Source organism: Marinomonas sp. ATLA20 (genome assembly GCF_057180105.1).
Genome location: NZ_JBXUKU010000006.1, coordinates 254571 through 280299 on the forward strand (window position 1 = coordinate 254571; position 25729 = coordinate 280299).

The 25729-nt window shown below is 41.3% G+C and carries 29 protein-coding genes; 4 read left to right on the top strand and 25 right to left on the bottom strand.

All coding sequences use genetic code 11. The features are described 5' to 3' along the window. Positions 1 to 35: 35 nt before the first annotated feature. Entirely contained in the window at positions 36 to 641 is a 606-nt protein-coding gene (locus tag AC2A4J_RS12525) for an MSMEG_1061 family FMN-dependent PPOX-type flavoprotein (RefSeq protein WP_484176244.1), read from the top strand. A gap of 86 nt (positions 642 to 727) precedes the next feature. After that, a complete protein-coding gene (locus AC2A4J_RS12530) occupies positions 728 to 1639 on the top strand; it encodes a homocysteine S-methyltransferase family protein (protein ID WP_255825430.1) in 912 nt (303 codons plus the stop codon). Positions 1640 to 1716: 77 nt separating this feature from the next. On the opposite strand, the gene AC2A4J_RS12535 is transcribed toward AC2A4J_RS12530, so the two are convergent. The 6 genes from AC2A4J_RS12535 to rluF all read right to left on the bottom strand — a co-directional run bounded on the left by AC2A4J_RS12535 (position 1717) and on the right by rluF (position 8576). Then, on the bottom strand, positions 1717 to 2319 hold the full coding sequence (locus AC2A4J_RS12535) for a PqiC family protein (protein ID WP_484176245.1): 603 nt from the start codon (positions 2317 to 2319) through the stop codon (positions 1717 to 1719). A gap of 14 nt (positions 2320 to 2333) precedes the next feature. Then, positions 2334 to 3980 carry an intermembrane transport protein PqiB gene (gene pqiB, locus AC2A4J_RS12540; protein ID WP_255825434.1) on the bottom strand — a complete coding sequence of 549 codons (1647 nt, stop codon included), beginning with the start codon at positions 3978 to 3980 and terminating at the stop codon, positions 2334 to 2336. Next, positions 3977 to 5248 (bottom strand): PqiA/YebS family transporter subunit, encoded by a 1272-nt coding sequence (locus AC2A4J_RS12545; protein ID WP_484176246.1) that lies wholly within the window; start codon positions 5246 to 5248, stop codon positions 3977 to 3979. The genes pqiB and AC2A4J_RS12545 overlap by 4 nt, the downstream gene beginning before the upstream one ends. A 238-nt stretch (positions 5249 to 5486) precedes the next feature. Next, entirely contained in the window at positions 5487 to 5969 is a 483-nt protein-coding gene (locus tag AC2A4J_RS12550) for an LEA/WHy family protein (protein WP_484176247.1), read from the bottom strand. A 2-nt stretch (positions 5970 to 5971) separates the two neighbouring features. Further along, complete coding sequence (locus AC2A4J_RS12555; RefSeq protein ID WP_255825440.1) at positions 5972 to 6973, bottom strand: hypothetical protein; 1002 nt, start codon at positions 6971 to 6973, stop codon at positions 5972 to 5974. A gap of 547 nt (positions 6974 to 7520) precedes the next feature. Next, the gene (gene rluF, locus AC2A4J_RS12560) at positions 7521 to 8576 is read right to left on the bottom strand and encodes a 23S rRNA pseudouridine(2604) synthase RluF (protein WP_484176248.1); all 1056 of its coding nucleotides are present in this window, start codon (positions 8574 to 8576) and stop codon (positions 7521 to 7523) included. A gap of 241 nt (positions 8577 to 8817) precedes the next feature. Here rluF and AC2A4J_RS12565 point away from each other — a divergent pair, with 241 nt between their 5' ends. After that, positions 8818 to 9303: a cytochrome b gene (locus tag AC2A4J_RS12565; RefSeq protein WP_484176249.1), complete on the top strand. Its 486-nt coding sequence runs from the start codon at positions 8818 to 8820 to the stop codon at positions 9301 to 9303. 161 nt (positions 9304 to 9464) lie between these two features. On the opposite strand, the gene AC2A4J_RS12570 is transcribed toward AC2A4J_RS12565, so the two are convergent. The 8 genes from AC2A4J_RS12570 to AC2A4J_RS12605 all read right to left on the bottom strand — a co-directional run bounded on the left by AC2A4J_RS12570 (position 9465) and on the right by AC2A4J_RS12605 (position 15028). Further along, positions 9465 to 9824 (bottom strand): ribbon-helix-helix domain-containing protein, encoded by a 360-nt coding sequence (locus tag AC2A4J_RS12570; protein ID WP_484176250.1) that lies wholly within the window; start codon positions 9822 to 9824, stop codon positions 9465 to 9467. Between the two features lie 160 nt (positions 9825 to 9984). Then, positions 9985 to 10554, bottom strand: coding sequence for a DJ-1/PfpI family protein (locus AC2A4J_RS12575; RefSeq protein WP_484176251.1), 570 nt, complete (start codon positions 10552 to 10554; stop codon positions 9985 to 9987). Between the two features lie 701 nt (positions 10555 to 11255). Continuing rightward, the gene (locus AC2A4J_RS12580) at positions 11256 to 11588 is read right to left on the bottom strand and encodes a hypothetical protein (protein ID WP_484176252.1); all 333 of its coding nucleotides are present in this window, start codon (positions 11586 to 11588) and stop codon (positions 11256 to 11258) included. 199 nt (positions 11589 to 11787) lie between these two features. Continuing rightward, a complete protein-coding gene (locus tag AC2A4J_RS12585) occupies positions 11788 to 12129 on the bottom strand; it encodes a hypothetical protein (protein ID WP_484176253.1) in 342 nt (113 codons plus the stop codon). 86 nt (positions 12130 to 12215) lie between these two features. After that, a complete protein-coding gene (locus AC2A4J_RS12590; protein ID WP_484176254.1) occupies positions 12216 to 13289 on the bottom strand; it encodes a hypothetical protein in 1074 nt (357 codons plus the stop codon). A gap of 107 nt (positions 13290 to 13396) precedes the next feature. Continuing rightward, entirely contained in the window at positions 13397 to 13774 is a 378-nt protein-coding gene (locus AC2A4J_RS12595; protein WP_484176255.1) for a hypothetical protein, read from the bottom strand. A 116-nt stretch (positions 13775 to 13890) separates the two neighbouring features. Further along, on the bottom strand, positions 13891 to 14463 hold the full coding sequence (locus tag AC2A4J_RS12600) for a hypothetical protein (protein WP_484176256.1): 573 nt from the start codon (positions 14461 to 14463) through the stop codon (positions 13891 to 13893). Positions 14464 to 14557: 94 nt separating this feature from the next. Next, on the bottom strand, positions 14558 to 15028 hold the full coding sequence (locus tag AC2A4J_RS12605; RefSeq protein ID WP_484176257.1) for a hypothetical protein: 471 nt from the start codon (positions 15026 to 15028) through the stop codon (positions 14558 to 14560). An 833-nt stretch (positions 15029 to 15861) separates the two neighbouring features. Between AC2A4J_RS12605 and AC2A4J_RS12610 the strand changes: the two genes are divergently transcribed. Continuing rightward, positions 15862 to 17493, top strand: coding sequence for a sensor domain-containing diguanylate cyclase (locus AC2A4J_RS12610; RefSeq protein WP_484176258.1), 1632 nt, complete (start codon positions 15862 to 15864; stop codon positions 17491 to 17493). A gap of 261 nt (positions 17494 to 17754) precedes the next feature. Here the strand turns inward: AC2A4J_RS12610 and AC2A4J_RS12615 are convergent, their stop codons facing one another. The 11 genes from AC2A4J_RS12615 to AC2A4J_RS12665 all read right to left on the bottom strand — a co-directional run bounded on the left by AC2A4J_RS12615 (position 17755) and on the right by AC2A4J_RS12665 (position 25679). Further along, complete coding sequence (locus AC2A4J_RS12615; RefSeq protein ID WP_484176259.1) at positions 17755 to 18528, bottom strand: alpha/beta fold hydrolase; 774 nt, start codon at positions 18526 to 18528, stop codon at positions 17755 to 17757. A 139-nt stretch (positions 18529 to 18667) separates the two neighbouring features. Beyond that, positions 18668 to 19291: an HAD-IA family hydrolase gene (locus tag AC2A4J_RS12620; protein ID WP_484176260.1), complete on the bottom strand. Its 624-nt coding sequence runs from the start codon at positions 19289 to 19291 to the stop codon at positions 18668 to 18670. 34 nt (positions 19292 to 19325) lie between these two features. After that, positions 19326 to 19712, bottom strand: a complete 387-nt coding sequence (locus tag AC2A4J_RS12625; RefSeq protein WP_484176289.1) for a VOC family protein — start codon at positions 19710 to 19712, stop codon at positions 19326 to 19328. Between the two features lie 261 nt (positions 19713 to 19973). Next, positions 19974 to 20495: a DUF2569 domain-containing protein gene (locus AC2A4J_RS12630; RefSeq protein ID WP_484176261.1), complete on the bottom strand. Its 522-nt coding sequence runs from the start codon at positions 20493 to 20495 to the stop codon at positions 19974 to 19976. A gap of 131 nt (positions 20496 to 20626) precedes the next feature. Further along, the gene (locus tag AC2A4J_RS12635) at positions 20627 to 20932 is read right to left on the bottom strand and encodes an NIPSNAP family protein (RefSeq protein ID WP_484176262.1); all 306 of its coding nucleotides are present in this window, start codon (positions 20930 to 20932) and stop codon (positions 20627 to 20629) included. 130 nt (positions 20933 to 21062) lie between these two features. Next, complete coding sequence (locus AC2A4J_RS12640) at positions 21063 to 21635, bottom strand: hypothetical protein (protein WP_484176263.1); 573 nt, start codon at positions 21633 to 21635, stop codon at positions 21063 to 21065. Positions 21636 to 21803: 168 nt separating this feature from the next. Then, positions 21804 to 22184, bottom strand: a complete 381-nt coding sequence (locus AC2A4J_RS12645) for a VOC family protein (RefSeq protein WP_484176264.1) — start codon at positions 22182 to 22184, stop codon at positions 21804 to 21806. A gap of 134 nt (positions 22185 to 22318) precedes the next feature. Then, positions 22319 to 22768: a GNAT family N-acetyltransferase gene (locus tag AC2A4J_RS12650; protein WP_484176290.1), complete on the bottom strand. Its 450-nt coding sequence runs from the start codon at positions 22766 to 22768 to the stop codon at positions 22319 to 22321. Between the two features lie 33 nt (positions 22769 to 22801). Next, positions 22802 to 23677, bottom strand: coding sequence for a J domain-containing protein (locus tag AC2A4J_RS12655; protein ID WP_484176265.1), 876 nt, complete (start codon positions 23675 to 23677; stop codon positions 22802 to 22804). Between the two features lie 114 nt (positions 23678 to 23791). Next, positions 23792 to 25012: a Shedu anti-phage system protein SduA domain-containing protein gene (locus tag AC2A4J_RS12660; protein WP_484176266.1), complete on the bottom strand. Its 1221-nt coding sequence runs from the start codon at positions 25010 to 25012 to the stop codon at positions 23792 to 23794. Continuing rightward, positions 24951 to 25679 (bottom strand): hypothetical protein, encoded by a 729-nt coding sequence (locus AC2A4J_RS12665; protein ID WP_484176267.1) that lies wholly within the window; start codon positions 25677 to 25679, stop codon positions 24951 to 24953. Before AC2A4J_RS12665 ends, AC2A4J_RS12660 begins: the two co-directional genes overlap by 62 nt. Between the last annotated feature and the right edge of the window lie 50 nt (positions 25680 to 25729).

The window sequence follows — 25729 nt, forward strand, 5'->3', positions numbered from 1 at the left end:
GTCAAAATATGACACCCAAAAATAAGGATATTGCTATGTACATAGAGTCTGAAGAGGAACTAAGAGAAATATTTGGCTTCCCTAAAGGGCGAGCAAAAGACAAGCTTCTGACTAAGCTAGAAAAGCATTCAACCGCCTTTATTCGTTTATCTCCATTCTTCACCCTAGCGAGTTACAACGCTGAGGGCAAAGCTGACAGCTCTCCTCGAGGGGGCAAACCAGGCTTTGTAAAAGCCATCAATGAGCAATGCATTGTCATACCAGAATCCAAAGGCAACAATCGTTTGGATAGCTTAGTAAATTTATTGGCAACCAACAGTATTGGTTGTCTATTTTTAATTCCCGGCGTCGATGAAACCTTACGCATCAACGGAACGGCGCGCATAAGCACAGCGCCAGACTATTTGGCATTATTTTCAGAAGAACAAAATCCACCCAAAGCCTGTATTGAAGTACAAATTACTGAAGTCTTTCTACACTGCGCAAAAGCGTTAATGCGTTCTAAGCTTTGGTCTAGTGAGGCAATAATCGAACGATCCTCCCTACCCGCTATGGGCGTCATGATTAATGACCAATTAGGTATTAACGCAGAGCCTGAAACGAACGCCGATATGCTCAAACGCTATACGAAAGACCTATAGTGTCACTTGGATAATTGGTGTGCCCATTGAATACTTTAAAAATCCGTCTAAAATCGCGCATACACTAAAATACTGTAGGATTTTATATGACCTCATTTACCATTCTTGATGGCGGCATGGGCCGAGAACTTGCACGCCGCGGCGCTCCATTTAAACAACCAGAATGGTCTGCATTGGCGATGATGGAAGCACCAAACATTGTAAAAGAAATACATCAGTCTTACATTGCTAGTGGCTCACGCGTCATCACAACCAATAGTTATTCCCTAGTTCCTTTTCACATTGGCGAAGACGTTTTTAAAGAGCAAGGACGAACACTTGCCGTACTTTCAGGAAAAGTGGCTCGTGAAGCCGCTGACGAAAGCGGCACAGGTACAAAAGTCGCGGGGTCTCTTGCTCCGCTGTTCGGTTCATACCGTGCAGATCTATATCAAGCCGATCGTGTTGAAGAGCTGGCTGTTCCGCTTATTGAGTCACTCAACCCTTATGTGGATCTTTGGTTATCAGAAACCCAAAGCCTTATCGATGAAGTTACGCGTGTAAAAGCCCTTGTCGATAAAATTGATACCGATCAAAAACCGTTCTGGGTCTCTTTTACCCTTGAAGATTCAGAGCCAACCGCAGAGCCTTTATTGCGGTCTGGCGAAACGGTGGTTGAGGCGGTCAACGCCATGCAAGCCATCGGCGTCGATGCGATACTGTTTAATTGCAGCCAACCTGAAATTATCGGCGAAGCGATTCGACTCACCCAAGAAGTATTGTCATCATTGAAGGTTAGCAATATCCAAGTCGGCGCTTACGCCAACGCTTTCCCACCACAACCTAAAAATGCCACAGCAAACGATGGTCTTGATGAACTACGTGCAGATTTAACACCACCAGCTTACCTCGCATGGGTTAAACAATGGGTGGCAGATGGCGCCACGTTAATTGGCGGTTGTTGCGGTATTGGACCAGAACATATTGCTGCCATGAATGAGTTCAATCAATCTCACTAAGAATCAATTGAATGGGATTAAAAAAGGGACCGCGAATAGATCCGCCGTCCCTTTTTATTTACGCCAAAAAACAAGGTTTATTCTTTGAACGACTGGGCTATTTCTTGTGCCATAGGATCAATCACTTGATCAAACCAGCTGGCAGACAGTGTTTGCACCATGGTTGAATAACCATCTGATTTTAAGGCGCTTTTGACATCAAACGTATTTGAAGCAGACAAGTCTCCCATGGCAGAAATCACCTGCCAACGACCGACAATATGTATCATGCCTTCTAAATCTGCGTAAAAAGCATCTACTTCAATATTCAATAAAGCAATCGCATAAGACGGCAGACGCTGACCACCAAACCAAGTGATATTTGGTAAGGTTTTTTCCAATCGCTGCTGGGTTAATCGCGTTAATTGTGGTGATAGCGGCTCAGCCCACAAATTACTCTGAGAACGATGAACATCACCCTGCTTTGTGACCAAGACAATCTCGCTACTTGCCAAGTAATTGGCTACTACGATTGGCATAAGTTGCACAGACATTGCTTTTGTCGGTTGAGGTTGGACATTTTGTAGCCCAGTATCCATCAACAAATATTCTTTACTGGGTGGGGTTTGCGTGGCACAACCAGTCATCATCCAACCGATTAAAGCCAGCAAAAAAACGCGCCCATAAATCATCATATTCATTTTATCCCTTTCAACTATTTCGCTGCTTTTGGCTGTACATCTACTCGCGGTTTGCTATCAAAAATGAGTGTATTTGGATTTTCTCTCAACTGACGAAGCAAAGGCTGCAACTCGTTTAATGCTCGCCCTAGGGACACCATATTCTCTTTCAAAGGACGACCAATTTGGCCATTTGCCTGATAGGTTTCCAAAGTAACATTTAACTCATTAATAGTGGCAGCAAGATCCGCAGGAATCGCTTGAGTCTCTGATTTATCAAGCAACTGTTTCACACCTTTACTCAGCTCTTGTAACTGGCGTAATGTTTCGTTGGCTTCACTCAGGGTTTGCCCAAGCTGCTCAAACGTTCTATTTAAAGGAACCTGAGACACATTATCTAAGATATTTCCCACTTTGGTTTCAATATTAGCAAGCGCATCCGGTGCTGTGGGGAAAATCTGATAACCGGCAAACTCTTTTATTTTTACTGGCGGTGGATTGGCTATAAAATCGATATTAATAACCTTTGCACCATTCAGATAGTTACCAATTTTAAGGGTCGCTCTAACACCTTTATTAATACGATCTTCGATTAATTCATTCCATTTTTGTAATGATGATTCCTCCGACGTATCTAGGGAGTTCAAGCGTTGAGGCTCGATGCGTGCTCGTACTGGGATCAAAGGCGTATCAAGAGAAGTTAAAGAGTCCATTGGAATACCATTAAATGGCACATCAAGAACCGTACCTATACGCACACCTCGAAACTCAACGGCGGCACCCGGTGTCAGGCCACTAATGTTGCTCTCAAACAAAAATACATAATTGATAAATTGATTGTACATATTGTTCGCAGCGCTTTCTTTTGACGAATAAAGGCGGAATGAAGCCATGTCGTTAACCGGTGGCCCTGCTGTTCGACCTGGAGGCAAGCCAAACGAAATTCCACCAGCAAAAAATGTTTCTAATGAATCAAGACGAACTTCAAAACCACTGGCAGAGCTTTTTAGTGACAACCCCGGAGTCATCCAAAACTGCACGTCACTATTAACCAAAGCATCATACGGAGAACGCACAACGATACGATATGTAATCGCTCCTTTTTCTGAATCAAAGCCAACTTTTTCAACATAACCGACTTCGTAACCACGAAAATGCACTAAAGCACCAACGTCTAACTTAGATCCCTCGGTACTAGATAAAACAAGACGCACGCCCTCATCTTCAGTAGACAATGGCGGCTGACTTAGAAGCGTAAACTCGGTTTCCAATCGCCCCTTTACGCCTGGCGTCATATCAATATAAGCGCCCGATAACAATGTCCCTAAGCCACTTACCCCCTCTTTACCCACACGAGGCTTAACCACCCAAAACTTAGCATCATCACGCAACATTTTGTCTGTACCATGATTCATCCGAATTTGAATAATGGCTTTTTCATAATCTGGACTCAGACGAATATCAATGACTCGCCCTATGTCGACGTTCCGGGATTTGAGTTTGGTTTTCCCCATCTCTAACCCATCTGCATTGGCAGCAATCAGCGTAATAACTGGGCCTTGGCTTGACCAGTTTTGATAAAGCATCCAACCTGCGACTAACAGCGCAATCAAGGGCACAAGCCAAATAGAGTTAAATCGGACTTGTCGCATACTTTCTACTTGTTTATTTGGATCACTCACTCATTTCCCCTTTCTATAGAAGAGCTACTAGGAGCTTCGTCTTTATCCCATAAGAGTCTAGGGTCAAATGCCATCGCAGCCCACATAGTCAACACAATAACAGCGGTAAATGACAACACCGCGGGGCCAGGTAAAATAGACATAAAATTACCCATTTGAACCAAACTAGTCAAAATAGCCACCACAAAAACATCAATCATCGACCAACGCCCTATCAATTCGGTAATACGATACAGCTTAATTTTTTGTGCTGTCTGTTTGCGGCTCGGAAAATAGCTCTGCCAACACAACCAGCTTAATGCCAGCACTTTAGCAAGAGGAATAACGACACTCGCCAGCAATATAATCAAGGCAACAGGATAAGAGCCTAGCGACCAAAGCAACAACACCCCCCCCATAATAGTAGAAGGTTCAGTAGTACCTAAAAATGTCGTTTGCATGATTGGAAAAACATTAGCTGGAATGTACATCACCAAGGAAGCAATTAATAACGCAACAGTGGTGCCAATACTTTTTGGTCGTCGGCTATAAACGGCATGCCCACAGCGGTCACAATGTTGCGCATCACCAGACAAGGTAGCGCCACAAAAAAGACAGCCAATTAGCCCTTGTTGCTTGGCCGTTGCCTTAATCACGTCATGCTCAGCCGACTTCCCAGCTACTTGATTCCAAAACCAACGTTTATCGACCAAAGTGACTGTTTTTAGCAAGAGCAGGACATAACCACAAAACGCCCAGAAAGACAGTTCAAAAGAAATATCGGCCAAACTGTTCATCTTGACCAGAGCAACTAAAACCCCAACAAGAAACACATCAACCATCAACCAAGGCTGAATAACGGTTATCCAACGTAGACAATAACGTTGAGCAAGGTTCAAGGTATGCGGATGCCTAAAAGACCAAATTAGAAATAAAACAGACAGCAGATAAACCAGCGGAAAAATAAACAACGCCAGACTGATTAATGCCCCTAGAACAAGGTACCCCTGACTAAGCAGCACACTCAAGGTATCAAACAAGGTCACGCTTCGCTCAATACCATTGCTAGAAAAACCAAGGAAAGAAAAACTCATGGCCAATGCCAGCATTAACAGAGAAGAAAGACCTGCTCCTATAATCCTTGCAGCAACATGCTGATGAGCACTGACCAAAACATGATCACAATGCTGACAACGAAAACGCTCTCCTCTATGTAACGGAGGAATCTCGTTAATAAAGTCGCACTCTTCACAAGTCGTTATATTTTCATAAAATACGGCATGACTCATACTAAAAAACCACGACTAAAATGAACCCTAATAAAAGCACTAAGCGTCCTCTATCTAACACGAGGATGCAGGTAAGAATCAAGCTATCAAAGATATTCCCAGAAAATAGTAACCCCTTTAGTTACCCCTTACCTTTATCGTTACTGCATAGTATTGACTATCATCGGCTTAACTTCATAAATTAACATTCGCTATAAAGCAATGTGCTAGTACGCAACATTTATTGCTAACAACAAAGCTAAAAAAACATATCAAGTCGTTTAGGAATCGAGAGAGTGCCGGAATAATCAACCGGCACATCAAAGTCACCCAGTACAGGCAAATTGATCGCCACAGCACCTTTCACAACATATTTCAGGCCGTCTTTATCAGGCAAGCCCCCAACACTTTCAAGAATTTGATCAAACATCAATGTCACAGGAAGGCGCATACTATTGCTGCCTTCGGCAGGCAAAGATAAATTAACATCAGGCTGATTTATCTTCACAACTTTGTGTTCATTTATCAATAAATCCAAATCGACACCCGCCGTTTTAAGGTCAAACGAGTTGGGGTTATTCACTTTAACTTCCATCAGCAATGTCATGGATTTTGTCGACACACTTTTGACCGAAACACCCGTTATCGATGCTGTTGGCTTACGAACATCCATCGTATCCTTTAAGGCGCTACAGCCAGACAAAAATACAATCAGTGCAATACCTATAAAACGAAAAAACATATCTATACCTTCTTAATCACTGGAAGATAGCCTTGTATACGTTCAGGCAGTCTTTGCACAAAAACAGATCGAACCGTGTGCCAATAAAAAGACAACAGCAGTAAAGACGCTCCGACTACAACACCCGTCACAGCAAAGCTATAACCCACACCACCATAATGCTCAAACAAGCTCACCAAAGCGTAAATCACATAGACCAGCGACGATACCATAAAAGCACGACGGTCAATCGAGATAGACACCACCGTCATCAACAAATACAAAAGAACAATCAGCAGCATATTACTCAAACTTTCATTGCCCTCTAAGATACCCAAATTGGAAAAAATAGGATGAATAATTAAAGGGGCCGCTAGTAAATGCAACCAAAAAGCCACATCAGATTTGCGTGTAGTGCGGCTGGTATCACCGGCATCCCAATACATAGCCAAAGCAAACGCCACACACCCGCATAAAAACAAAGTGACCATCAGAAAGCCTGCGCTTTGAGGAAAAAAGCTCAGTACACTGGAACCCAATAACGCTAAGGCCGTTCCTGTACCAACAGCGACCGTAATAGGCACCTTAAAACGACGCCAATGAAGGTAAGCTGCCAAAGTAGACACTGCGGTCGAAAAAATCACCGCATAGCTAGACTGATCACCTAATAAAGACCCTGCGAAATTAAACGCCCCGCCCACAAAAGTCAGTAGCAACACAATGGCAGGTAACGCCATTTTTCGGCGTTTAACAAAGATTTCTGACAATCCCCAAGATAAGCCAGCAAACACCAAATACGCCAAGCTTTCATTCATTGACATCAACACCCAAAGCGATGAAAACAACAGCAAAGCACAAGCAATGACTATAAAAATATCGTTAAACCCACCCACCAGACGAAAGTTCTCTTCATCTACTGCCGATGAGCCGTTTGAGGACGATACAAGCTGACGGAACTCCTCTACTGAATGGGCTGAAAAAACGCCCTTCTTCACAGCTAAATTTAAATCTTCGTCTGTGTACATAACCATCCTTAAAAGCTCTTAAGTAATAAACGAAAAACAACACAAAGAGATACCGTTTTCCTTATCGACTCACCCATTATAAACAAAATAAAAACGACTGCTTCAAACTTACAATAGTGTCTCAATGATAACTTTTTTGAGTACCAAGAAAGCAAAAAAACAACGACAAAAAAATTACTATTTTCACCTCAAATAGCCCTTTACTTGCTCTGCAATAAGCACATACTCAGCTGGCTGCGTAGCAAATTTTTACGGCGTCGATACCAACCGTACGTAGCAACAGCCCTAACGTAGGCAAGAGCCCACGAAGGTTATACAGTTATGACTGATGGTGAATATCATGAGCAAGGGTCAAAACAGTAAGAAAGATACAAAGAAGAAACCGCTTTTAACGGCAAAAGAAAAGAAAGCAGCGAAGGTGTCTAAAAAGTCGACCACCAACACTATATTAGGAAAATAACCTCGCCTGCTAGCCACTAAATCTCATGGTGGTATCACATTCGAGTCATCTAAGCCCTAACTCATCATTAGGGCTTTTTATTGTTCTCTATGGACGCGACGATTTATTAGGGCCACGACCGTTTGCAGGACGCTTACCTTTAGGAGCTGGCTTACCGTTACCTTTTGGCGCCCCACTTGGCTTACCTGTCGGACGTTTGTCTCCACCAGCGCCATTACCCGCAGGCTTCTTACCATTACCAAAAGGACGACGATCTTTTCCTTTCGAACCCGCCGGCTTTCTAGAATCATCTTTAGGGTGCTTAGTATTACCTTTCGTCGCAGCGCCTGGTTTTGTTGAAGCTTTCGGTTTTGACGCACCATCAGAACGCGTATTTTTACGCGGTGCATTACGAGACTTCTTAGCTGGCGCACTGGCTTCTGAAGAAGAATCTTCAATAGACTTTAGCAACACAGACAATTCTTTCTGTGTTAAATCTCGCCACTCACCCACTGGAACACCTTTCAGACTGACATTCATAATCCGCGTGCGTTCAAGCTTCATGACTTCATAGCCAAAATGCTCACACATACGACGAATCTGACGGTTCAAGCCTTGCACTAAAGTAATGTTAAACACATTCGCCGTGACTTTTTTCACCGGACACTTCTTCGTCATCGTCCCTAATATCGGCACACCACCTGCCAAACCTGCAATAAAGTCATCTGTGATCGGCTTATTCACCGTCACTAAATATTCTTTCTCGTGGTTATTCCCGGCACGCAATACCTTATTGACCAGATCGCCATTATTGGTCAAAAAGATCAAACCCTGAGAATCCTTGTCCAAACGACCAATTGGGAAAATACGCACCCCATGGCTAACAAAATCGACAATGTTATTTTTCTCGGAGCTTTCCGTAGTACTCACTATGCCAACTGGCTTATTCAACACAATAAAAACAAAATCATCCGCGTCTTGCGGTTCGATAATTTGCCCATTCACTCGCACCGTATCGCCAGCAACCACCTGATCGCCCACCGAAGCACGCTTGCCATTGATGAACACATTACCTTGTTCAATAAAGCGGTCAGCGTCCCTTCGAGAGCAGATACCGCTTTCGCTGATGTATTTATTTAAACGAGTAGATGAAGCGTTAAACATAAAGTGCCGTTTACCTAATAAAAAGCCTTTCTAACAATGAAAAGCTTAAACTGAATGAATCGTAACAACGAGATGGCGCACATTATATAGGAAACGACGTGAGCATTTTAGGCGAGATAGGCAGAAATCTAGAAATATATGCTCAATGAAATAGCCGTTAAGAAAACCTTAATCTTGCCTCGCTAAAGTTCATTGGTAAAAGCAGAGTCACTTCGCCAACCGGTTAACGATGGAGATTAAAATGCAAAACCAAGAGCGATCCTACAATACAGCCCAAATCCTATTGCACTGGGCTATTGCCGCCTTAATTATTTTCAACTACTTCGTCAGTGAAGGGATGGGGCGCGCTTTTCGTCAACACCTTGATGACAGCAATGCAGGCTATAACCTAGTGGCATCATTGCATGTATATGTTGGATTGGCCGTTATTGCCTTGGTCGTAATACGCATCATAGTGCGCTTCCTGTCTAAAAAAGCCAAAACAGCCTCAACGAACTTACTCGACCGAGTGTCTCGTATTGTCCATGAAATCTTATATTTACTGATGTTTTTAGTGCCTGTGTTTGGCGCAACCGCTTGGTACTTAGGCATTCACAGCATGGGAGATGTACACGAAATTGCCATGAACATCATGATGTCTTTGGTATTACTTCACGCTTTCGCCGCACTGTTCCATCAATACGTATTAAAAGACGGGACCTTAATGAAAATGTTTGGACAAAAATAACCTCTAATAAATATTGAGTCCTTTGTACGATGTAACGAGCGAAACCAAGACGAGGCAAAAACAGACGAAAAAGCGGAGTTTATGGGTTATAAATGAGTATTTTGAGTCTGTTTTTAACAAAGTATTGGTGAGCACAGTAGTCGTAAAAAGGTCTCAAATGGTTACTGATGCGTCTCTAGATAGTATCTCTCCTGTTCAAGAATACGATCCGTATTAAGAGACGCGATGCTCACTTCATGGGAATGAGGCAACATACCAATGGCTTGCAAATGCAAGTAGCGCATCGCACACACTCGGAGAAAAGACGTGAAATTATCCAAGTTATGACCGGCATCTAAAGCTTCGTGATTGAGCTTGGCAATCATCTGCGCCAAAGACAACTTATCGCGCAGGGCAATCTCTTCCAACGTAAACCAAAAGAAACTTTCCAATCGAATACTGGTGACCATGCCATCAATACGCAAGGAACGAGTGACATTTTCCCACAGGCTAGGATCTGAATTCACGAAGAGCTTACACATTGTATTTTTCCTATTGAATGACGTTTTTTATTTTTGGAATAAAATAACTCAATGCAAACAGTCTAGCTGATGAAAAGGAAAAATAGTCGGACGAATTTAACTTTTACTACCTCATGACAAAATCAAATCCGTCCCAATGTACTCATCAACTCTCAGCTTGTTATTTATCTAGCAAAACATAAAACTGAGCAAGCCAAGCAGGATGAGCAGGCCACGCAGGCGCAGTTACCAAATTACCATCGGTCACCGCTTGATCCACGGGAATATCCATAAACTCCCCTTTCGCAAGCTCCACCTCAGGCTGACACGCAGGATAAGCAGAACACTTCCTACCTTCCAACACACCCGCCGCGGCCAACAACTGCGCACCATGACACACCGCCGCCACCGGTTTATTGTTATCAAAGAAATGCTTAACCATAGCAACCACGGCTTTATTCAAACGAAGATACTCAGGCGCTCGACCACCAGGAATCACCAAAGCATCGTAATCTTCTACCTTGATATCGGCAAAAGTCGCATTCAACGCAAAACAGTGCCCCGGTTTTTCCGTATAGGTTTGATCGCCTTCAAAATCATGAATCGCCGTCGCCACCGTATCGCCAGACTTCTTATCTGGACACACCGCATGCACCGTATGGCCAACACTCATCAACGCCTGAAACGGCACCATAGTTTCGTAATCTTCCGTGAAATCACCCGTGATCATTAAGATTTTTTTATTCGACATGACACCTTCTCCTGTTTTAGTTAAAACGTCCTATGTTGTAACAGCTAGAGAACGCAAAAAGGTATTAATGGGTTATTACATTAAGTCCCTTCCGCTTTTGGGAACCAAAAAACGTAGGTCTGATGAGACGAGGAACGAGGCGTGATCTGACGCTGAAAGCGAAGCTTTCATCTTGTAAGTCGCGCCTTTATTCCGCGCTGTTGAACGGGGCTTAGTCCCTTCCCCTTTTGTTTTCCAAGGGGAAGGCGGAGGATGGGGTTGTTCCTTGGTTCTTCAGGTATATTTGTTTCTTCTCAATGACTTTGTATTCGTAAACTTCTTTCCGCTCTGCTGAGCGGGTAACTTTTGCCCAGATCCGCAAAAGTAACCAAAAGGTCTCTTTAAGATCTTTAATGCCTGCTTTTCTGTGTAGGACCATGATTGTTCCCCTACGCTCGTTACATCGTAAGGCATGGATTGTTTATTCGGAGGGAGATAGACCGTCAAACAATGACTCTGAAACTCCATAAGGTCGCGCAATCGGGATTGCGTCGAAGGGACAACTTTGGAAATCCGATGCTGGAAAACCAAAGAACGTAGGTCTGATGAGACGAGGAACGAGGCGTGATCTGACGCTGAAAGCGAAGCTTTCATCTTGTAAGTCGTACCTTCAGAACAAAGTGAACCGCTACTTTTTACTGGGACAAGGCTAACCAAACTTATTATACAGAACCATAATTTGCTGCCAGAGCATGCATTGAAGCAAACGATAAATACATAACTGCATGAGTGACAACTAGACCGACAGCCCAAACTTTGGATTGTGTTGCGCCACGAATAAATAAAGCTAAAGAGACAACGCCCGAAACGAGTGATAATAGAATAAACACCGCTCCAAGCAAAAGCTCAATGATGTCTGATATCCCGTAGGGTTCGTCTGGAGCCATATACATGTCTGCATATATGAAAGCACGAAAATAAAGCATGTATAAAAACAACGCTATTGAAAGCACTGCTAATACAACGACCACTTTACTTCCTTTAGTGAGATTCATAATTAAAATGCCTAACGCTAAGATGAGTAGCTAAAACAGAGGTGCTAACGATAATAATTGAACTATTGTTCTTAGCATCAGCGCTCCATGAGAGGGTCAACACCCATAGCAGGCGAATTTATGTAGGTGATTGTTTTATGCCAGCGTAGCGGCCGCCACATAAAATGTACCGGAATAAATCTCGCGCTGATTACGTTTGTTAAATTGCACTTGGCTTATACCTTTGAAGGACACTAGATCCTATAGCCAACAAACCTAAAATGACACTAAAGCCACCAAACAACCCCATTAATACTGAAAGCGGGATGGTATACCTAAGAAGCAACATTTCGACCTTGAGAAAATATATCCCGAGAATCCCGGCCGATACAACGAATAAAGAGTTCACAAATAGCAGAGTCGAGAAAAGCCAAAATGAATCTTCAGGAGCAGCGAAGGCATCGGATGACTGCTTTAGCTGATCAATATTAGTGATCAACTCCAAACAGATGTAAACCGCATTAACTAAAATTGCGACTCCTAGCATTTTCTTTGCTGACACTGAATCTCCTTGACATTTAACGAGAAGCTCAACGGCGCGAGCTTGCGAGCGTCCGGCACCCACAGGGGGCGAATTGCCGCGCCTTGTTAACCGTTGTTGCGCAATGAACTGATAAGGTTTTCATTTTCCGCTTCATCGCCAATCTTTGTTACCATAAATAAAAGAGATTCTGAGTTGAAAAAACTAAGGGATTTTTCAATAAAGTCCCTATAAAGAACAAATGCCTTACCATTTTCTAAAAGGGCTAGCAACCTGCTAGCACTCGAATATCGAGAGTTATTCCCGTCTAGAATGCTAAAATTTACTCTGAGCAACATGTCACTTAGTAACTGATCCTGCATAAAATTAATAGATCTCGTCACAAAAACAAATTCGCCTTGCTCTTTCACTGAAATAATCTTCTGAGCAAAGCAGTCTAGAAATAAGTTAAATATGAAATGGCTTTGCTCTAGGGCGATATATTTTTCCCCGTACCTTACTGTGACACACTTTAAGTAGCCATGCTTCGGATCATGAATTCTTGACGCCTCCGGCTGTACAGAAAATGTAAAATCAATAAGTAAATCTTGTGCAGTTGTTATAAAATAATCATTTAGAAAAAGGTGATTAACACAGCTTGAGAGGCATTCAACGCTAGCCTTACGACCGAAATTTTTAAATTGGTCGATAGTTTGAATAACCCACCATTGTTGCTGCTCATTCAAGTTCAGTCGTGACGCTATAAATAGTGGATGACTAAATGACTTAGCATAAGTAGCATACTTATCTAGAAACCCAGACCCTAGCTTCTTCGTTTCCATGCTATCCGTTGTTTTGACTTCAACGAAAGCAGGGTACATTTTCAATTCTGAATTAGAATCGTAGAGATTTTCCTTAGTATCGAATACTGCCAAGAAGTCTGGACACTTTAGCCCATTCTCTATAGAAAACCCTTGATCAATTCCATTGATTAAATGACAAGCCTTCATCAGCTTGCACAAAAGCAAAAACTCATCTTCAAGTAACAAGCCATCGATTCTTCTCTTGGCTTCTGCCTTAGTCAATTCGCCTGAGTGTTGCTCGAGATATGAATCAAAGTCGGAGTCCGAAGAGCAACCAATCCTTATAGATTTAAGGATTTTCAATCTTTCAATTGTAGAAAGGTCATTCATACTTTCCATATACTCTGATCCTTACTGGGCGGTTAACGCCTTTCTAAGCAGGTAAAAATGGTTGGCTATAATCGCGAAACGACTGCCAACTGCTTTTATTCCGTTTAAGCAACTTGTTAGCCATTGTTAACCGTTAAGTGTAATGTTCGTAGATCGCCTTGCTTATCCAATTTTGGTGTGACAAAGAATTCAAGTTTTTTACCACGGGATAATAATTCAAGTTTATATGAAGTTACTTTTACAGGGCTATGTTTAATATGATCTCTAAAACCATCAATAACTCTCTCATCATTAATGTACGCTGACACTAATAGATCGTCATGAAGATAACTCTCATCATGTTTTTGGTCGCCACTCATTGGTGATAACGTGTACCTCAAAATGGCCAAATCACTTTTCAATTCAGACTCTACAAGTTTGCCACGAATATCATGTCCAGTATTTAGGTGTTGAAAATAAATACTCGTTGTTCCTTTACGTAAACTACGATTCATATCGACTCCATAGATGGCTAAATCCACAAACACCGGCATGGTGAAGATGATGTCTTTTTTGGAATAAACAAGGTGACAGCTTTACCATGTCCGCGTGTTTTGGATTGTTAAGCATGCTACCTCACTTTAGCTACATCAGTAACATACTCTATGTTGTAGGTTTGTAGCTCTTCGTTCATTGCAGTAAGAAGCCGACGAGTGAGCTTTTCATCTTCAAGCCACCATTTAGGATTTGAAGCCAAGCTATCACAAACAGCCTTAGTTTTTTCTCCAAAATAGATAGCCGCAAGCTGGATTGTTGCAGCATATTCGCTATCTAGATCAGACATTGCTTGCAACGTCTCTGATGCGTCTTTTATTTTAAAAATATCAGAGCAGTTACTGAAGTTAGAATACTCTTCGATTTGCCTGAAGCATGTCGAAGATTCTTCAGCTTGCTTTGCATAGAATTTTAATGTTTCTCGATAGTCTTTTGCTTTGGACTTTGAATTCAAAATCTTCGAAGCCCTTTCGATAATGCCTACTCTCTTTTCGAAGATTTTGCCTTTTTGATCCATAACGCTTTGTCTCAGCCAAATATTTTCTTCGTAATTGGCTGTAAGAACTGGAGAAACAATACTTCCAATAAAGGCGCCCAAAAAACCTAAAATAGCTGTAAAGATTAATGTGTATTTTTCACCTTGAGTCAAAATTATCTCTCCCTGTGCTTAACGCCCATAGCTGCGGCCTAGCGTAGCGAGTTCCAGCCACGTAGTAACGATGCTGCCTTTGCTTGTTATTTCTTTAATATGTGCGTGTATAGTCATCGTTATAACCAAATTGTGTAGCAAGTTGGTCTAAAACTAATTTCGCTTGGTGCAGGAGGGATAGATTTCTCTGCTTATCGTCAACTTCGAAATCCCCATGCTTGCCACCATGGAACAAATTGTTTCTGATAGTACATAGCATCGTAATAACTTTGCATAGCTCATTTGTACAGTGATCCAAACCAACAGGGATCCACTCTAAACTTCTTCCGACCGAAACAACTTGTCTTTTCGGGTGTAGGTCGATTAAAGCTTTTGCCTCACTCGATGCATTATATTGGTCTTTGAATTTATCCTTAAATTTACCCCAGCTAGGCTCCGCCTTTGCTCCTTGATCTTCAGATTTCAGAAACCCGTTTTCCTTTAGAACAAATTCGAAGCGAGAAAACCAATAGAAATACTCAAAGGACGACTCCTTTAGCTCTTCAGATATTTCATCGTGTCGCATACTAAATCAATCCTAGTAGAGATAACAATTAAGGGTTATACGGCAGCGTAGCTGCGGTTATAACCCACTGTTGAACGGCTGCGTTGTCTATATAGGGGATTTGCTTTTTTCATGGTGGGACTTCCCTGTTAAATAAATCGCTAAACACCAAAGTCTGTTTGGAGGATGCCGCTTCAGATGGTCTTTGATCGCCGCTATGTTGATTCTTCATTTGCTCTTTTGTAGCGCGATTTGACCAAAGAGGCAAGCGATTCCCCCCCCAGGCCTTATGATTTAGAAAAGGTATTTATAATAGTGTCTATCAGCTGCTATAAATGGCTCAGCTGCCATCCAGCGATTTAAAATACATTTTCATTATTAACTCAATAACAGCTGATTGTCGGCCTAAAGGCTCGACCTACCTGAACAATGAAAGCTTCGCTTTCAATGGCGGATCACGGTCGTACCTCCCTCATCCGCCCTACGACTGGCATTACGATATTGGGTATAAATTTGCAGACGATTAGCTACGAAGAAGCCAGTTCGACGCGACGAAGTTGCGCGACTATATGGAGTTTAAGGGTCAGTGTTCGAAGGCCTGCCTCCCATCAAATAAGCAATCTATGCCTTACGGCTTAAATCGTCTTGCTAAACGCAACATTAAACAAAAAAACAAGACGTTTGAACGAAACTCATACAAAAGTCACGTCTTATGAAGGCAGTAAAGGGCTATAATTTTCGAGTGACATTATTAGTTAGCGTTATGCTAAGACCAGAAATACATGTAGACAATCTAAGTTCCTTTTGACAGTATCGAACAATTTTTAATCGAAAAACCGTCTAAAGAACACTGTGTGTCTGAAGCCGATAATAGAGCTTATTTGCCATTTTATATGAAAAAGTTTTCAAAGTTACATCGCCAAATTTTTGCTATCACCACAACTTTAGCTTTGATCACCATTGTCATTATCAGCATTTCTATTGCCTCACTTTTGTATACACAGGGGATAGATAACGCTAAATCTGTACTTCGTAATAAAAATCGATCTGTCACAACGCTCATAAAAGGCTATGTTGCCCCCTTACGCAAAGCCGTTGAATACACTGGTAGCTCCGCTTCAGGTGTTGACCATAGTCGCTTTCGTGAGCAAGAAACCAAAGAAAAAATTCTAAGTTTATTTGAGGTACTACAAAACACCATACCTAACATACATTACATTTTTGCTGGCTATGAAGATGGCTCCTTGCTGATTAATGATTACACTGCACCCGAAGGTTTTAATTCCACCGTTCGCCCTTGGTATCTGGCGGCAATCAAGTCAAAGCCACTAATTTCTGAAGGTGTGCCTTATCAAGATATTAACTCTAAAGAGTGGTTGGTTTCGTTTGGGAAAACGCTTTTAGACGCAGATAACAAGGTTGTTGGTGTTATTTCAATTGATGCGGGAATGGATTCCATTGTTGAAGCACTGGCTATTCAGGATGAAAAATATCCAACTATATACAACTTTGTCATGGATACTGAGGGTAAAATACTGATTCATCCTGATGAAGCCCTCCCCGATACACTTCATCAACAAATCTTTTCTCATTTACCAAAGAAAATGAATGCTTCAGGCAGCCTTTCTTACAATGATGGAGATCATAAAAAACTGGCTCATTTTGATCGTATTGATGAGTTGGGCTGGATTGTTGTTACCGAAGTTAATTTGACAGATATTCGACAACCGATTGTAAAAACCATTACATCAACTTTGTTAATGATAGTCATAGGGTCTCTTTTTACGACTTGGTTAATGAGCTATATATTAAGTAGGCATCTGATTTTACCCCTGACAAGGCTGCAACAAAGAGTACAGGAAATTACCGAAGGGAAAGATGAATTAGGCAAATATGTGTTTCCCAAGAACGAAATCGGTAAGATATCGGAAGCCATTGAGAAACTCACTGAAAAAGCATTAATTCAGAAGAACATTGAGTTAAAAGACAAAAACACGCTGCTTAGTACTATTTCTAATACCGATCAGCTAACCTCGATTGCAAACCGTCGCAAAATGATGGAAGTACTTCATACCGAAGTTAGTAGTTATGAGCAAAATCAACACCCCTTTAGCGTGCTTATGTTTGATGTAGACCACTTCAAGCATGTGAATGATACGTTTGGGCATGACGTGGGAGATCAGGTTCTAATAAGGCTTGCTCAAGTCATCAAGGAAGCGATTCGTAATACAGACACATTAGGAAGATGGGGCGGTGAAGAGTTTGTTATCGTATGCCCAAATACAGATAAAATAATGGCGCTAAACATTGCAGAGAAAGTGTTTTCAGCTATTCAATTACATAATTTTCCTTTGCAAATTAACATTACCATTAGTCTCGGCCTATCCGAATTTAGTGACAATCATTCTTTAGAAAGCATTTTGGTAGAAATAGACCAAAAAATGTACCGCGCTAAACAAGCTGGCCGAAATCAAATTCAGACATAATACTTATCAAAGGTCTCATATCGAATGGGCCCACATAGGCATAGAGAGCCTGACCAGCTTTAGCGTATCAGGCTTCAAACTCATGCCATTCAAATGCTTTGTATTCCGCTCTTTAATTCAAGAAAAAGCTAAGCGGGTAATTTTTGTCACATACCGAAAGGTATTTGCTTAGATGAGACAAGTCAGTCACAAGAAGTAATTTCTCTCGCCCCTGATATCACAGCCTCACAAAGGTAGTCGGCTTATTAATTAACATTAACTCTATGGTGAAAATATGTTCTTAATATATTTTGAGAACTCTCTTGGCTTCTCTTGCGGCATCATGTGACTTTCACCGAGTAATTCTTTTAGTCGGCTATTGCTTAACAACCCTGACGTTCCAACGGTCACCAACTTAAAAAGGTCACGAGTGTTCTCACCATAACCAAAAACAACAGGGACATTGATTTTTGACACAGTCTCAGCATCTATCAAAGGCTGCTCTTTTTGATTGAGCTGATAAGACAAAGTATATTTTTTAGCAAGCTGAAGCGCCTTCACCGCCTCACTTTGACCATGAAAATAGCCTTGCTCATTTCCTGATCCATCAATCAAAGACTCTACTGCTTGCGCAAGGTTACCACTTGAGAAATGCTCAAACACTGGCCCAAACATTTTGTTTGCATCTAGCTGCCATACCCCCAACTCTGGTTCTTGTAAACATCCGGGATAACCAGGCTCATATAGAAACACCTTAGCAACAGACAAGTCGTGATTTACTAAAGCATTCAACACCACATCCGCACCATACGACCAGCCAACTATATTGACTGTTTTATCCTTGGAAAGCTGATTAACAAACTCAGCTAAATCATCAGCGTGAGTATTTAAACCAAAACCTTCTACATCACCTTCATCAAAACAACGTAACGTAATAGACACCACTTCAAAATCAGCAGCTAAATACGCCAAGTGATCATTCCACATAGAGCTATCAGTCAATGCTCCATGAACCAATACAAGGTAATCTCCGCTACCTTCTCTTTTGTATTTCATTATCAAATCTCGTTAAATTATTAATGCCCGCTTAAGTAGCAAACAACCTACTACCAAAAGCGTCCTCCTAACACAGTAACCACAAAAGCCAAATCCAACCAAAACGGCCAAACTTTGCGAGTCAATCTTAAAGCGCTTGTTATGTGATAATTTCGATTAACTCAGACATGCTTTGTATTTGAATAGCTCCATACTGATTCTGCTGTTTGATTTCAGGGGCATAGTAGACCATTCTCATATTGGCATTGCTTGCAGTTTCCAACCCCTGCAAGCTGTCCTCAACTACACAACAATCTTGGGGATTTACACCCATTTCCTTCGCTGCATGCAAAAATAGTTCAGGTTCAGGTTTCCACGAATTAATTTCGTAGGAGCTAAAGATATTGTTTTCAAAGTATTCAGCTAAGCCAGTAACACTTAAAGCTCTGTTGATCTTTTCTCTAGGTGCAGACGAGGCGATACAAAACGGTATAGAGAGTGACTCAAGGATCTCTTTTACACCAGCATTAGGCTTTAAGTGTTCATCGAAAAGAACACTCACTTTTTTGCGATATTCTTTTTCAAACGACGCTGGAAGTGAAATAGAAAATTCGGCTTCTAGACGAGCAAATATAACTGCTAACTTGCTGCCTCTATACTTTGCGAGTAGATCCGTTGCTCTAGATTCAATCCCAATTTCAGCGAGTTGATACTCTAGAGCTAAGTTACATAAGTACTCACTATCGACTAGAGTTCCATCACAATCAAAAATGACTAGCTTCATAACCCTCCTTATCACATAACTTCGCCGAGCCGCGTCAGCGATCGACGTGCTCGGCTTTGTTAAATAGCCCCCGTAGGCCGATCAAATTTCCGAAAGGGTCTGTGACCTGACACATCCCCATACCATTCTCGATTTCTATAGGTCCCCTGTAGAGTTGGGATCCTAGCTGCCGAAAGTGCTCTATTGCGCCGTGAAGGTCTTCCACTGCCCAATATAAAACAGTCCCGGCCTTCCCGCTCGGTACTTTCTCATCGCTACGCACAATTTCGAGTACAAAATCACCTATGCGTAGATATCTAAACTCGAATTCCGGCAGCTCAACTACTACGGCCTCCGGAAAGGCTTTTCGATACCAGGAGAACCCAACTTCCCAATCACATACATGTATCAGTAGAGCTGCTGGTTGAATGGGAGATACCATATTGACTGCTTTATCCTTGGAAAGCTGATTAACCAACTCGGCTAAATCATCAGCGTGGGTATTTAAACCAAAATTCTACATCAACTTCATCAAAACAACGTAACGTAATAGACACCACTTCAAAATCAGCATTTAAATATGCCAAGTGATCATTCCACATAGAGTTATCTGTCAATGCACCATGAACCAATACAAGGCAATCTCAGTTACCTTCTCTTTTGTATTTCATTATAAATCTTCTTTAAGATACTAGCGCACAAATCAGCCTACGCTTTCAGCGGGCAGCTGCATTTTCTTGTTAGGCTTTTTTTCTACAAAAGTTGCTTTAACTCTCCTGGATATACACATGTAAGGCACCCAAATGAGCCCAACAATCAGTACACTCATAAATTCCTTGGCTGTTTCAGGATCGAACATTGGCTCAGCTGGTAAAATTTTAGTAATTAGCCATGCGTCTAGAGGAATAAAAACAAGAGAAGCAGCAACGATTGCAATATATAACTTGGGAAACAAATAGTGTTTAGTGAAAAATAGATATACTAGGTATATGGAGGCAGCAGCCATTAGTGAGTTATACGCACCTTCTCCGACCAGTAACGGCCCCCAAAGCGCGTTGTATGTAGGTGAGCTAACAGAGGTCAGAGCTTCCCAAGTGCCATCTTCAAATAAAGGTTTATAAAGTGGTATATATGTTACTAACAGCTTAATGGGTGCAATCACAACTCCAATGCCAACCAAAATCAACCAACCACCAAGTCCTTTTAGTTCATTATCCTTACTCATTTTGTTCTCCGTTTTGTATTGGTTTCTGACGCTCGCTTAACAAGTGCAAAAGGCTTGGCTAAAATCAATCACGAAGTGACGAAAGCCAAGCTTTTGCGTCCTTTGTTGAAGCACTTTTTATCCGTAATTTTTTAACCAAATACAGGTCTAAAAAAGCTGCGCTCATAACTGATAATGCAGTCTACTTTATCGGCAAATTCGAAAGCTTTAATACACTCAGCGTCATTCAGAGACTTAGTGCGATAATCCTCGTAAGCAGACAAACTTTCAAATGTAAAAAGAGCCAAAGCGATATTGTTTGCACCTTCAGATGGCAGAAAGTACCCATTGTGTTGGCCACCAAATTTTTCAACAAGTGGAATCCACATTTTCGCGTATTCTTCGAACTCCCCAACCTTCTTAGGATCTATTACATACCTGACATAGCAAGTAATCATAAACATTCATTCCTTCTAATTGTTTAATTTTGTGGGTTAGGCATGACACCTAGAACAGGGGCGGAGCGTAGTTTAATTCCTTGCTGCTGATTGTTATGTGATGCTCTCGGAAATATCAACATCTCACCAACTATATTTTCCAAATCCTGACGCTGAAGTGATCGTCTGGATACTCGCGTTTAACATGAATACTCGATATTTCTACACCAAACAGAGCTTTCTTTAGATTGACGTTCACTTCGTCACTTTCATATTCGGGAATTACAAGAATCATGTATTTTTCAATATCTTGAGCCGATATGCCTTTCAAACGCACAACATCCTTTAGCAAAGATCCTTCTTTAAGATTCACTGAGTCTAAATGAGACTGCGTGACGATGGTCTTGTCACTCTTTATGAATTCAGAAAGGTTATTTTTTCCCGCTATATTTTTATTCAGAAAGGAAGTTGCGATTATCTTTATTTCCCCAACCATGGTTTGAGGTGACGAACTACTTCTTGGTCTAAACCCATGCAAGTCAAGAGCTTTACCTCTGCTACCAATCTTGTATGAATTTACCATAAAATTTTTGTCTTCAGATTGGCGAAACATCTCTCCCTGGAGCCAACCTTCTCTGCATCCTTCTGCGTACATTACCGCACCTATTTGCGATGCATTTCGATCAAAAAATTCGCAAAATGCATTCATCCACTCGGTTAACATGTAGTCTCCTCAAAACTAGCCGTCATATATTTCAATGTTGCACAAACTGACCCGAGACTCACCCGATCCCTTAACACCCGCATAAAGGCGATAACACATGGGCTCAAATTAGGAACGGGTTAACGCAGCTCATGTGTTAGCACCCCAGCGAGCGATTTAATACGTTTGTTATATGCGTTTCTCGACTTTCCAAGGAGGGTTTAAACGATTCTCACCTGCCCAGTAAAGCTTGATTTTATTACCAGACGGATCTTTAAGAATGGCCTCTTTCCACAGGTATCTTTGTTCTGTCGGTAGTTGTTCAAATTGAAAACCTCTTTGAGACAAATCAACACACAGCTCATCAAGTTTCTCATGCTCGAAGTAGATTACAGAACTATTTTCGAACTCATCGGATTCGAGAGATAAGGAGAAAGTAGAGTTCCCTTCTGGGCAAGAAAATCTAGAGTAATGCGGCGTATCGACAATTTGAGTGAAACCAAGTTTTAGATAAAAGTTAACAGCATCATCCATATCTTTTACTGGCAAAGTAATCTGGTTCAATTCCATTTAAACTCCTAACGTATAATGCCGCGTTAAGGGGCAGCAACGCGTACTACCAAACTTCAATTTAACACTGTAAACACAGATGCCAAGATTTAATAAAAATCGCCACGCGTGGTGAATCAATCTTAAATTGTTTGTTATGTAACAAGCGCCTTAGATAGGCAAATTGAGTGTCTTACACCAACATACTTACCATATGCGTTCGACTCTGAATAAGCGTTACGCAGATAAAAATTCACTGCCTTAAAATTAACTCTTCGTGTAGACAGAACGGAATTTTTATAGCCTTTTTCAATCGCATAACTTTCGAGTTGTTCAAGTAAATAAGTTCCTGCACCTGGTGTATTTGAGTACATTCGCTTGAGTTCACAAACTTCACTTTGGTGGTACCTAAAAACCCCACACGCTACAGCAACTTTTTTTAGATACACCACAATACATCCATCTTTCGACGAATCGAAAGCATCAGATGAAAACGAGCTTTCACCAGAATCATTAGTGATCTGGCTAAGTGATGAGTTCAATTCTGCTACGAGCAATTGAAAGTCAATGTTGTTTGGTTCTACTTTTTTGTGTTCGAATTTCATATCTGTCACATAACGCCACCAGAAGCTGCGAGTTTACGAGTCCGCCTTACTGGCCTTGTTAGCCGATACAATTTGGTACACTGTAGATATTGAACCAGGATTACTGCTTGTTAGAGCTTTCCTTTTCAGCGCTCTTTCTAAGATAACTTCAGCGGTTGCATGTGCCAAAGGTGAATCAATTCGTCTCGAACTACCGAAGATAATAGAACTTGGATGCCGATATCTTTCATTTCGATTCATAATGAATTCGACAAATTCTTCAAGAGTAAAACTGCCGCCGTTAATGCTAGCAGTAAAGTTGATAAACAGTCTGTTTTGAACAGATTCAGTTTTCAAGCTTTCCTTTTGTACCTTAGTTCGCTCCTCTCTTCTCCAAGTTATAACCCAAAACCCAACAGCAAAAAACAGCAAGTAAAGCCATGCTATATTCGTCGTCATGCTTTCGAAATTAATGAATTTACTTAGTACTGGGTGTTCTTGTACTGTATTTGGAAACATCCAAATTGCTGAAATAGCAACAGTTACAGCTGTTAAAGCAATTCTAGGCATCTTAAGCCTTGAGCGATAGCTTTCAATGCTTCGATTTATTTCAGCAGAAAGTAATGTGTCTTTACCCGATTCCTCGTTCTTTGCAGCAACCATGGCAGTTACTGCTTTTGTTAAATCTGTTACCGCAGAAATTGCCACTAGATCAGAGTTGTTTTTGTTCATACTGTCAATGAAGGAAATAGCTTGATCTAATTTATGATATTGCCTCTCGCTATCTTCATCAACAAAGCTCCCTCCATTCTTATCAGGGTGGTGCTCTGCCTGCATCCCTCTTAACTTCGATCTCAAATCATCCATTGATTCTCCATCAATGCAAAATTGACTTTTAATCATTTCAACTGAGGAAAAATGAGTACTCATATCTATCCCTTGTACGGCTAACGCTGAGAACAGTTGCAAAAAATATAGCGCTATATTTTGAGAACCAAAATTCGTGACATATATTTTTGTCAATTGCTTCGACTTGTTAATTTTCTAAAACTCGGAATCGAACCAATCATCATTGTCTACATACTTACTATCAGTTTCAGTACATTGACTAGGTTCAAGTAAATTTACAAGCCTTTCACCTTGGTTCAAAAGGTGATCATAAGTCATTATAGATAAACTAGTTAGTCTAGAGTTCAATCCGTGTAGCGCTTTATGTTTTTCGGCAGACCAATCGTGAGAGCGACCAATAACAATAGTTGCTCTTGGATGGTATGCAACAATTTCAGGGTGATCCGCTAACCCTTTGGATGCTACATCATTAAAGACATCCATATACCTATGGCATTGACCAATTGCCTTAGAAACTTCAGAAGAAAAATAGAAATTCCGATGAGAACTATCGTAGTTTAAAACGTCCATATTTGGGCGCTTCAACTCAATAATATCCCGAAATCCACCGATTACATTAGATAACATTAAATCTAAATGGTCATGAGGGGAGATAGCTCTAACGTCGTCGTTAACGATGTATGCGTTACCAAATGCCCAAGGATATTCCTCACACCAACTTTGGTAAATTTTTTCATCGTTTTCTTGGTTGTTTAGGTGATTACGCAATTGATTAACTGCTGACTTCATGTCTTTTAGGCGGATAGAACCCTTTAACGCATTTGCCAATTCATCAGATAGATCGGTATTTTCCAGATGCTTAACGATTTCAGTTTGGGATAACACTGCTGTTAACGCATTCGCAACGGATTGAGGGTCATGTTCAGCTAATTGAGCTGTACCGTCATTGACTCGAATTAGAAGAAAGTCACCCTCAGTTTCATCTTTTACCGCAACATGAGATTTAATCGCTTCATATAGCTTGAGCAACGAGCCTGCTTGTAATGAAACGGACTTCTCATCAACAGGAAGCAACCCAAAAGGTGTTTTGTCTTTCTTGTACGTGATGATCTTTCCAGCAAGTTCTACACCTTGAGACTTAGTTATATAAAATGGAACAAAGTCTATTCTTGAACGCGTGGTTTCATGGATCGTTACTGGATCACTGTACCCAACATTTCCTGACTTTGCTTGCTTTTTACCAATTGAGCCTACTGCCAAATTTACCTCCATACGCAAAAGAAAGTTAACGCTGCCAGCAGGGGCCGAAAAACCAAAGCGAAGCGGCGGTTTGGGGTCCCTATGGCTGGCTTTGTTAGCCAAATCGACCACCCGAACCACCCGAACCACCCGAACCGCCTGGGCCGCTTCTTCCATTTCGGCGAGTATTTGCTTGCGCTAATTTTTTCGCGTTGTCAGCAACCCACTTTTGCATCATTTCTACGCTAGTAAATGGTACTCCTGCGGCTCTTCGATTAAACGGGTTAGAAACTAACAGCTCTAGATACCCGTTGGTATTAGTTTCATCACCTAAATTAAGTAGCCATTGCATATACTCATTAAAAACCTTGAAGCTCGCTCCTTCTTTCCCTACGAGGAAGGAGTCTATGAAGTCATTTTCACTTTGGCGAGTGTTTATAGTTGGCGATTCAATATGACTGAAGCTATCACCCCAAAATTCCTTATTACACACTTCGTTGTAGTAAATATTAGCTTCAATCGTTATTTCTTCTTTGTTATCGCTCCATGCAGCAAAATGACATTTATTATGCAAGGGACGTATTTTTGTGTTCTCGTGCAGGGCCTTGCATAGTTGAAGCCTCTTTTCCTTCTTAACTTCTGACAGTAAGTCACCCTCTCTGTACTTGAATTCTACTATTGAAAATGAAGCGTGATTCGTGAATAGATAGTCAGCTCCTACCAATCTATCCTGCCCATCTAATGAGGCGGATGTGTATATATAACCTTTTTCACGAGCGGCTTCTTCAAAGTTGTCTTTGAATATATTTTCAACTGACTTTTCATGTTTAAACTTTGTACTCAATATTCGCACTCCTTGAGATATAAGTTGATATGTAAACTAGCTAACGCCGC

Coding starts and splice junctions, on each gene's coding strand:
- AC2A4J_RS12525 (WP_484176244.1), top strand. CDS start 36: ATGTACATAGAGTCTGAAGAGGAACTAAGAGAAATATTTGGCTTCCCT.
- AC2A4J_RS12530 (WP_255825430.1), top strand. CDS start 728: ATGACCTCATTTACCATTCTTGATGGCGGCATGGGCCGAGAACTTGCA.
- AC2A4J_RS12535 (WP_484176245.1), bottom strand. CDS start 2,319: ATGAATATGATGATTTATGGGCGCGTTTTTTTGCTGGCTTTAATCGGT.
- AC2A4J_RS12545 (WP_484176246.1), bottom strand. CDS start 5,248: ATGAGTCATGCCGTATTTTATGAAAATATAACGACTTGTGAAGAGTGC.
- AC2A4J_RS12550 (WP_484176247.1), bottom strand. CDS start 5,969: ATGTTTTTTCGTTTTATAGGTATTGCACTGATTGTATTTTTGTCTGGC.
- AC2A4J_RS12555 (WP_255825440.1), bottom strand. CDS start 6,973: ATGTACACAGACGAAGATTTAAATTTAGCTGTGAAGAAGGGCGTTTTT.
- rluF (WP_484176248.1), bottom strand. CDS start 8,576: ATGTTTAACGCTTCATCTACTCGTTTAAATAAATACATCAGCGAAAGC.
- AC2A4J_RS12565 (WP_484176249.1), top strand. CDS start 8,818: ATGCAAAACCAAGAGCGATCCTACAATACAGCCCAAATCCTATTGCAC.
- AC2A4J_RS12570 (WP_484176250.1), bottom strand. CDS start 9,824: ATGTGTAAGCTCTTCGTGAATTCAGATCCTAGCCTGTGGGAAAATGTC.
- AC2A4J_RS12575 (WP_484176251.1), bottom strand. CDS start 10,554: ATGTCGAATAAAAAAATCTTAATGATCACGGGTGATTTCACGGAAGAT.
- AC2A4J_RS12580 (WP_484176252.1), bottom strand. CDS start 11,588: ATGAATCTCACTAAAGGAAGTAAAGTGGTCGTTGTATTAGCAGTGCTT.
- AC2A4J_RS12590 (WP_484176254.1), bottom strand. CDS start 13,289: ATGGAAAGTATGAATGACCTTTCTACAATTGAAAGATTGAAAATCCTT.
- AC2A4J_RS12595 (WP_484176255.1), bottom strand. CDS start 13,774: ATGAATCGTAGTTTACGTAAAGGAACAACGAGTATTTATTTTCAACAC.
- AC2A4J_RS12605 (WP_484176257.1), bottom strand. CDS start 15,028: ATGCGACACGATGAAATATCTGAAGAGCTAAAGGAGTCGTCCTTTGAG.
- AC2A4J_RS12615 (WP_484176259.1), bottom strand. CDS start 18,528: ATGAAATACAAAAGAGAAGGTAGCGGAGATTACCTTGTATTGGTTCAT.
- AC2A4J_RS12620 (WP_484176260.1), bottom strand. CDS start 19,291: ATGAAGCTAGTCATTTTTGATTGTGATGGAACTCTAGTCGATAGTGAG.
- AC2A4J_RS12625 (WP_484176289.1), bottom strand. CDS start 19,712: ATGGTATCTCCCATTCAACCAGCAGCTCTACTGATACATGTATGTGAT.
- AC2A4J_RS12630 (WP_484176261.1), bottom strand. CDS start 20,495: ATGAGTAAGGATAATGAACTAAAAGGACTTGGTGGTTGGTTGATTTTG.
- AC2A4J_RS12635 (WP_484176262.1), bottom strand. CDS start 20,932: ATGATTACTTGCTATGTCAGGTATGTAATAGATCCTAAGAAGGTTGGG.
- AC2A4J_RS12640 (WP_484176263.1), bottom strand. CDS start 21,635: ATGTTAACCGAGTGGATGAATGCATTTTGCGAATTTTTTGATCGAAAT.
- AC2A4J_RS12645 (WP_484176264.1), bottom strand. CDS start 22,184: ATGGAATTGAACCAGATTACTTTGCCAGTAAAAGATATGGATGATGCT.
- AC2A4J_RS12650 (WP_484176290.1), bottom strand. CDS start 22,768: ATGAAATTCGAACACAAAAAAGTAGAACCAAACAACATTGACTTTCAA.
- AC2A4J_RS12655 (WP_484176265.1), bottom strand. CDS start 23,677: ATGAGTACTCATTTTTCCTCAGTTGAAATGATTAAAAGTCAATTTTGC.
- AC2A4J_RS12660 (WP_484176266.1), bottom strand. CDS start 25,012: ATGGAAGAAGCGGCCCAGGCGGTTCGGGTGGTTCGGGTGGTTCGGGTG.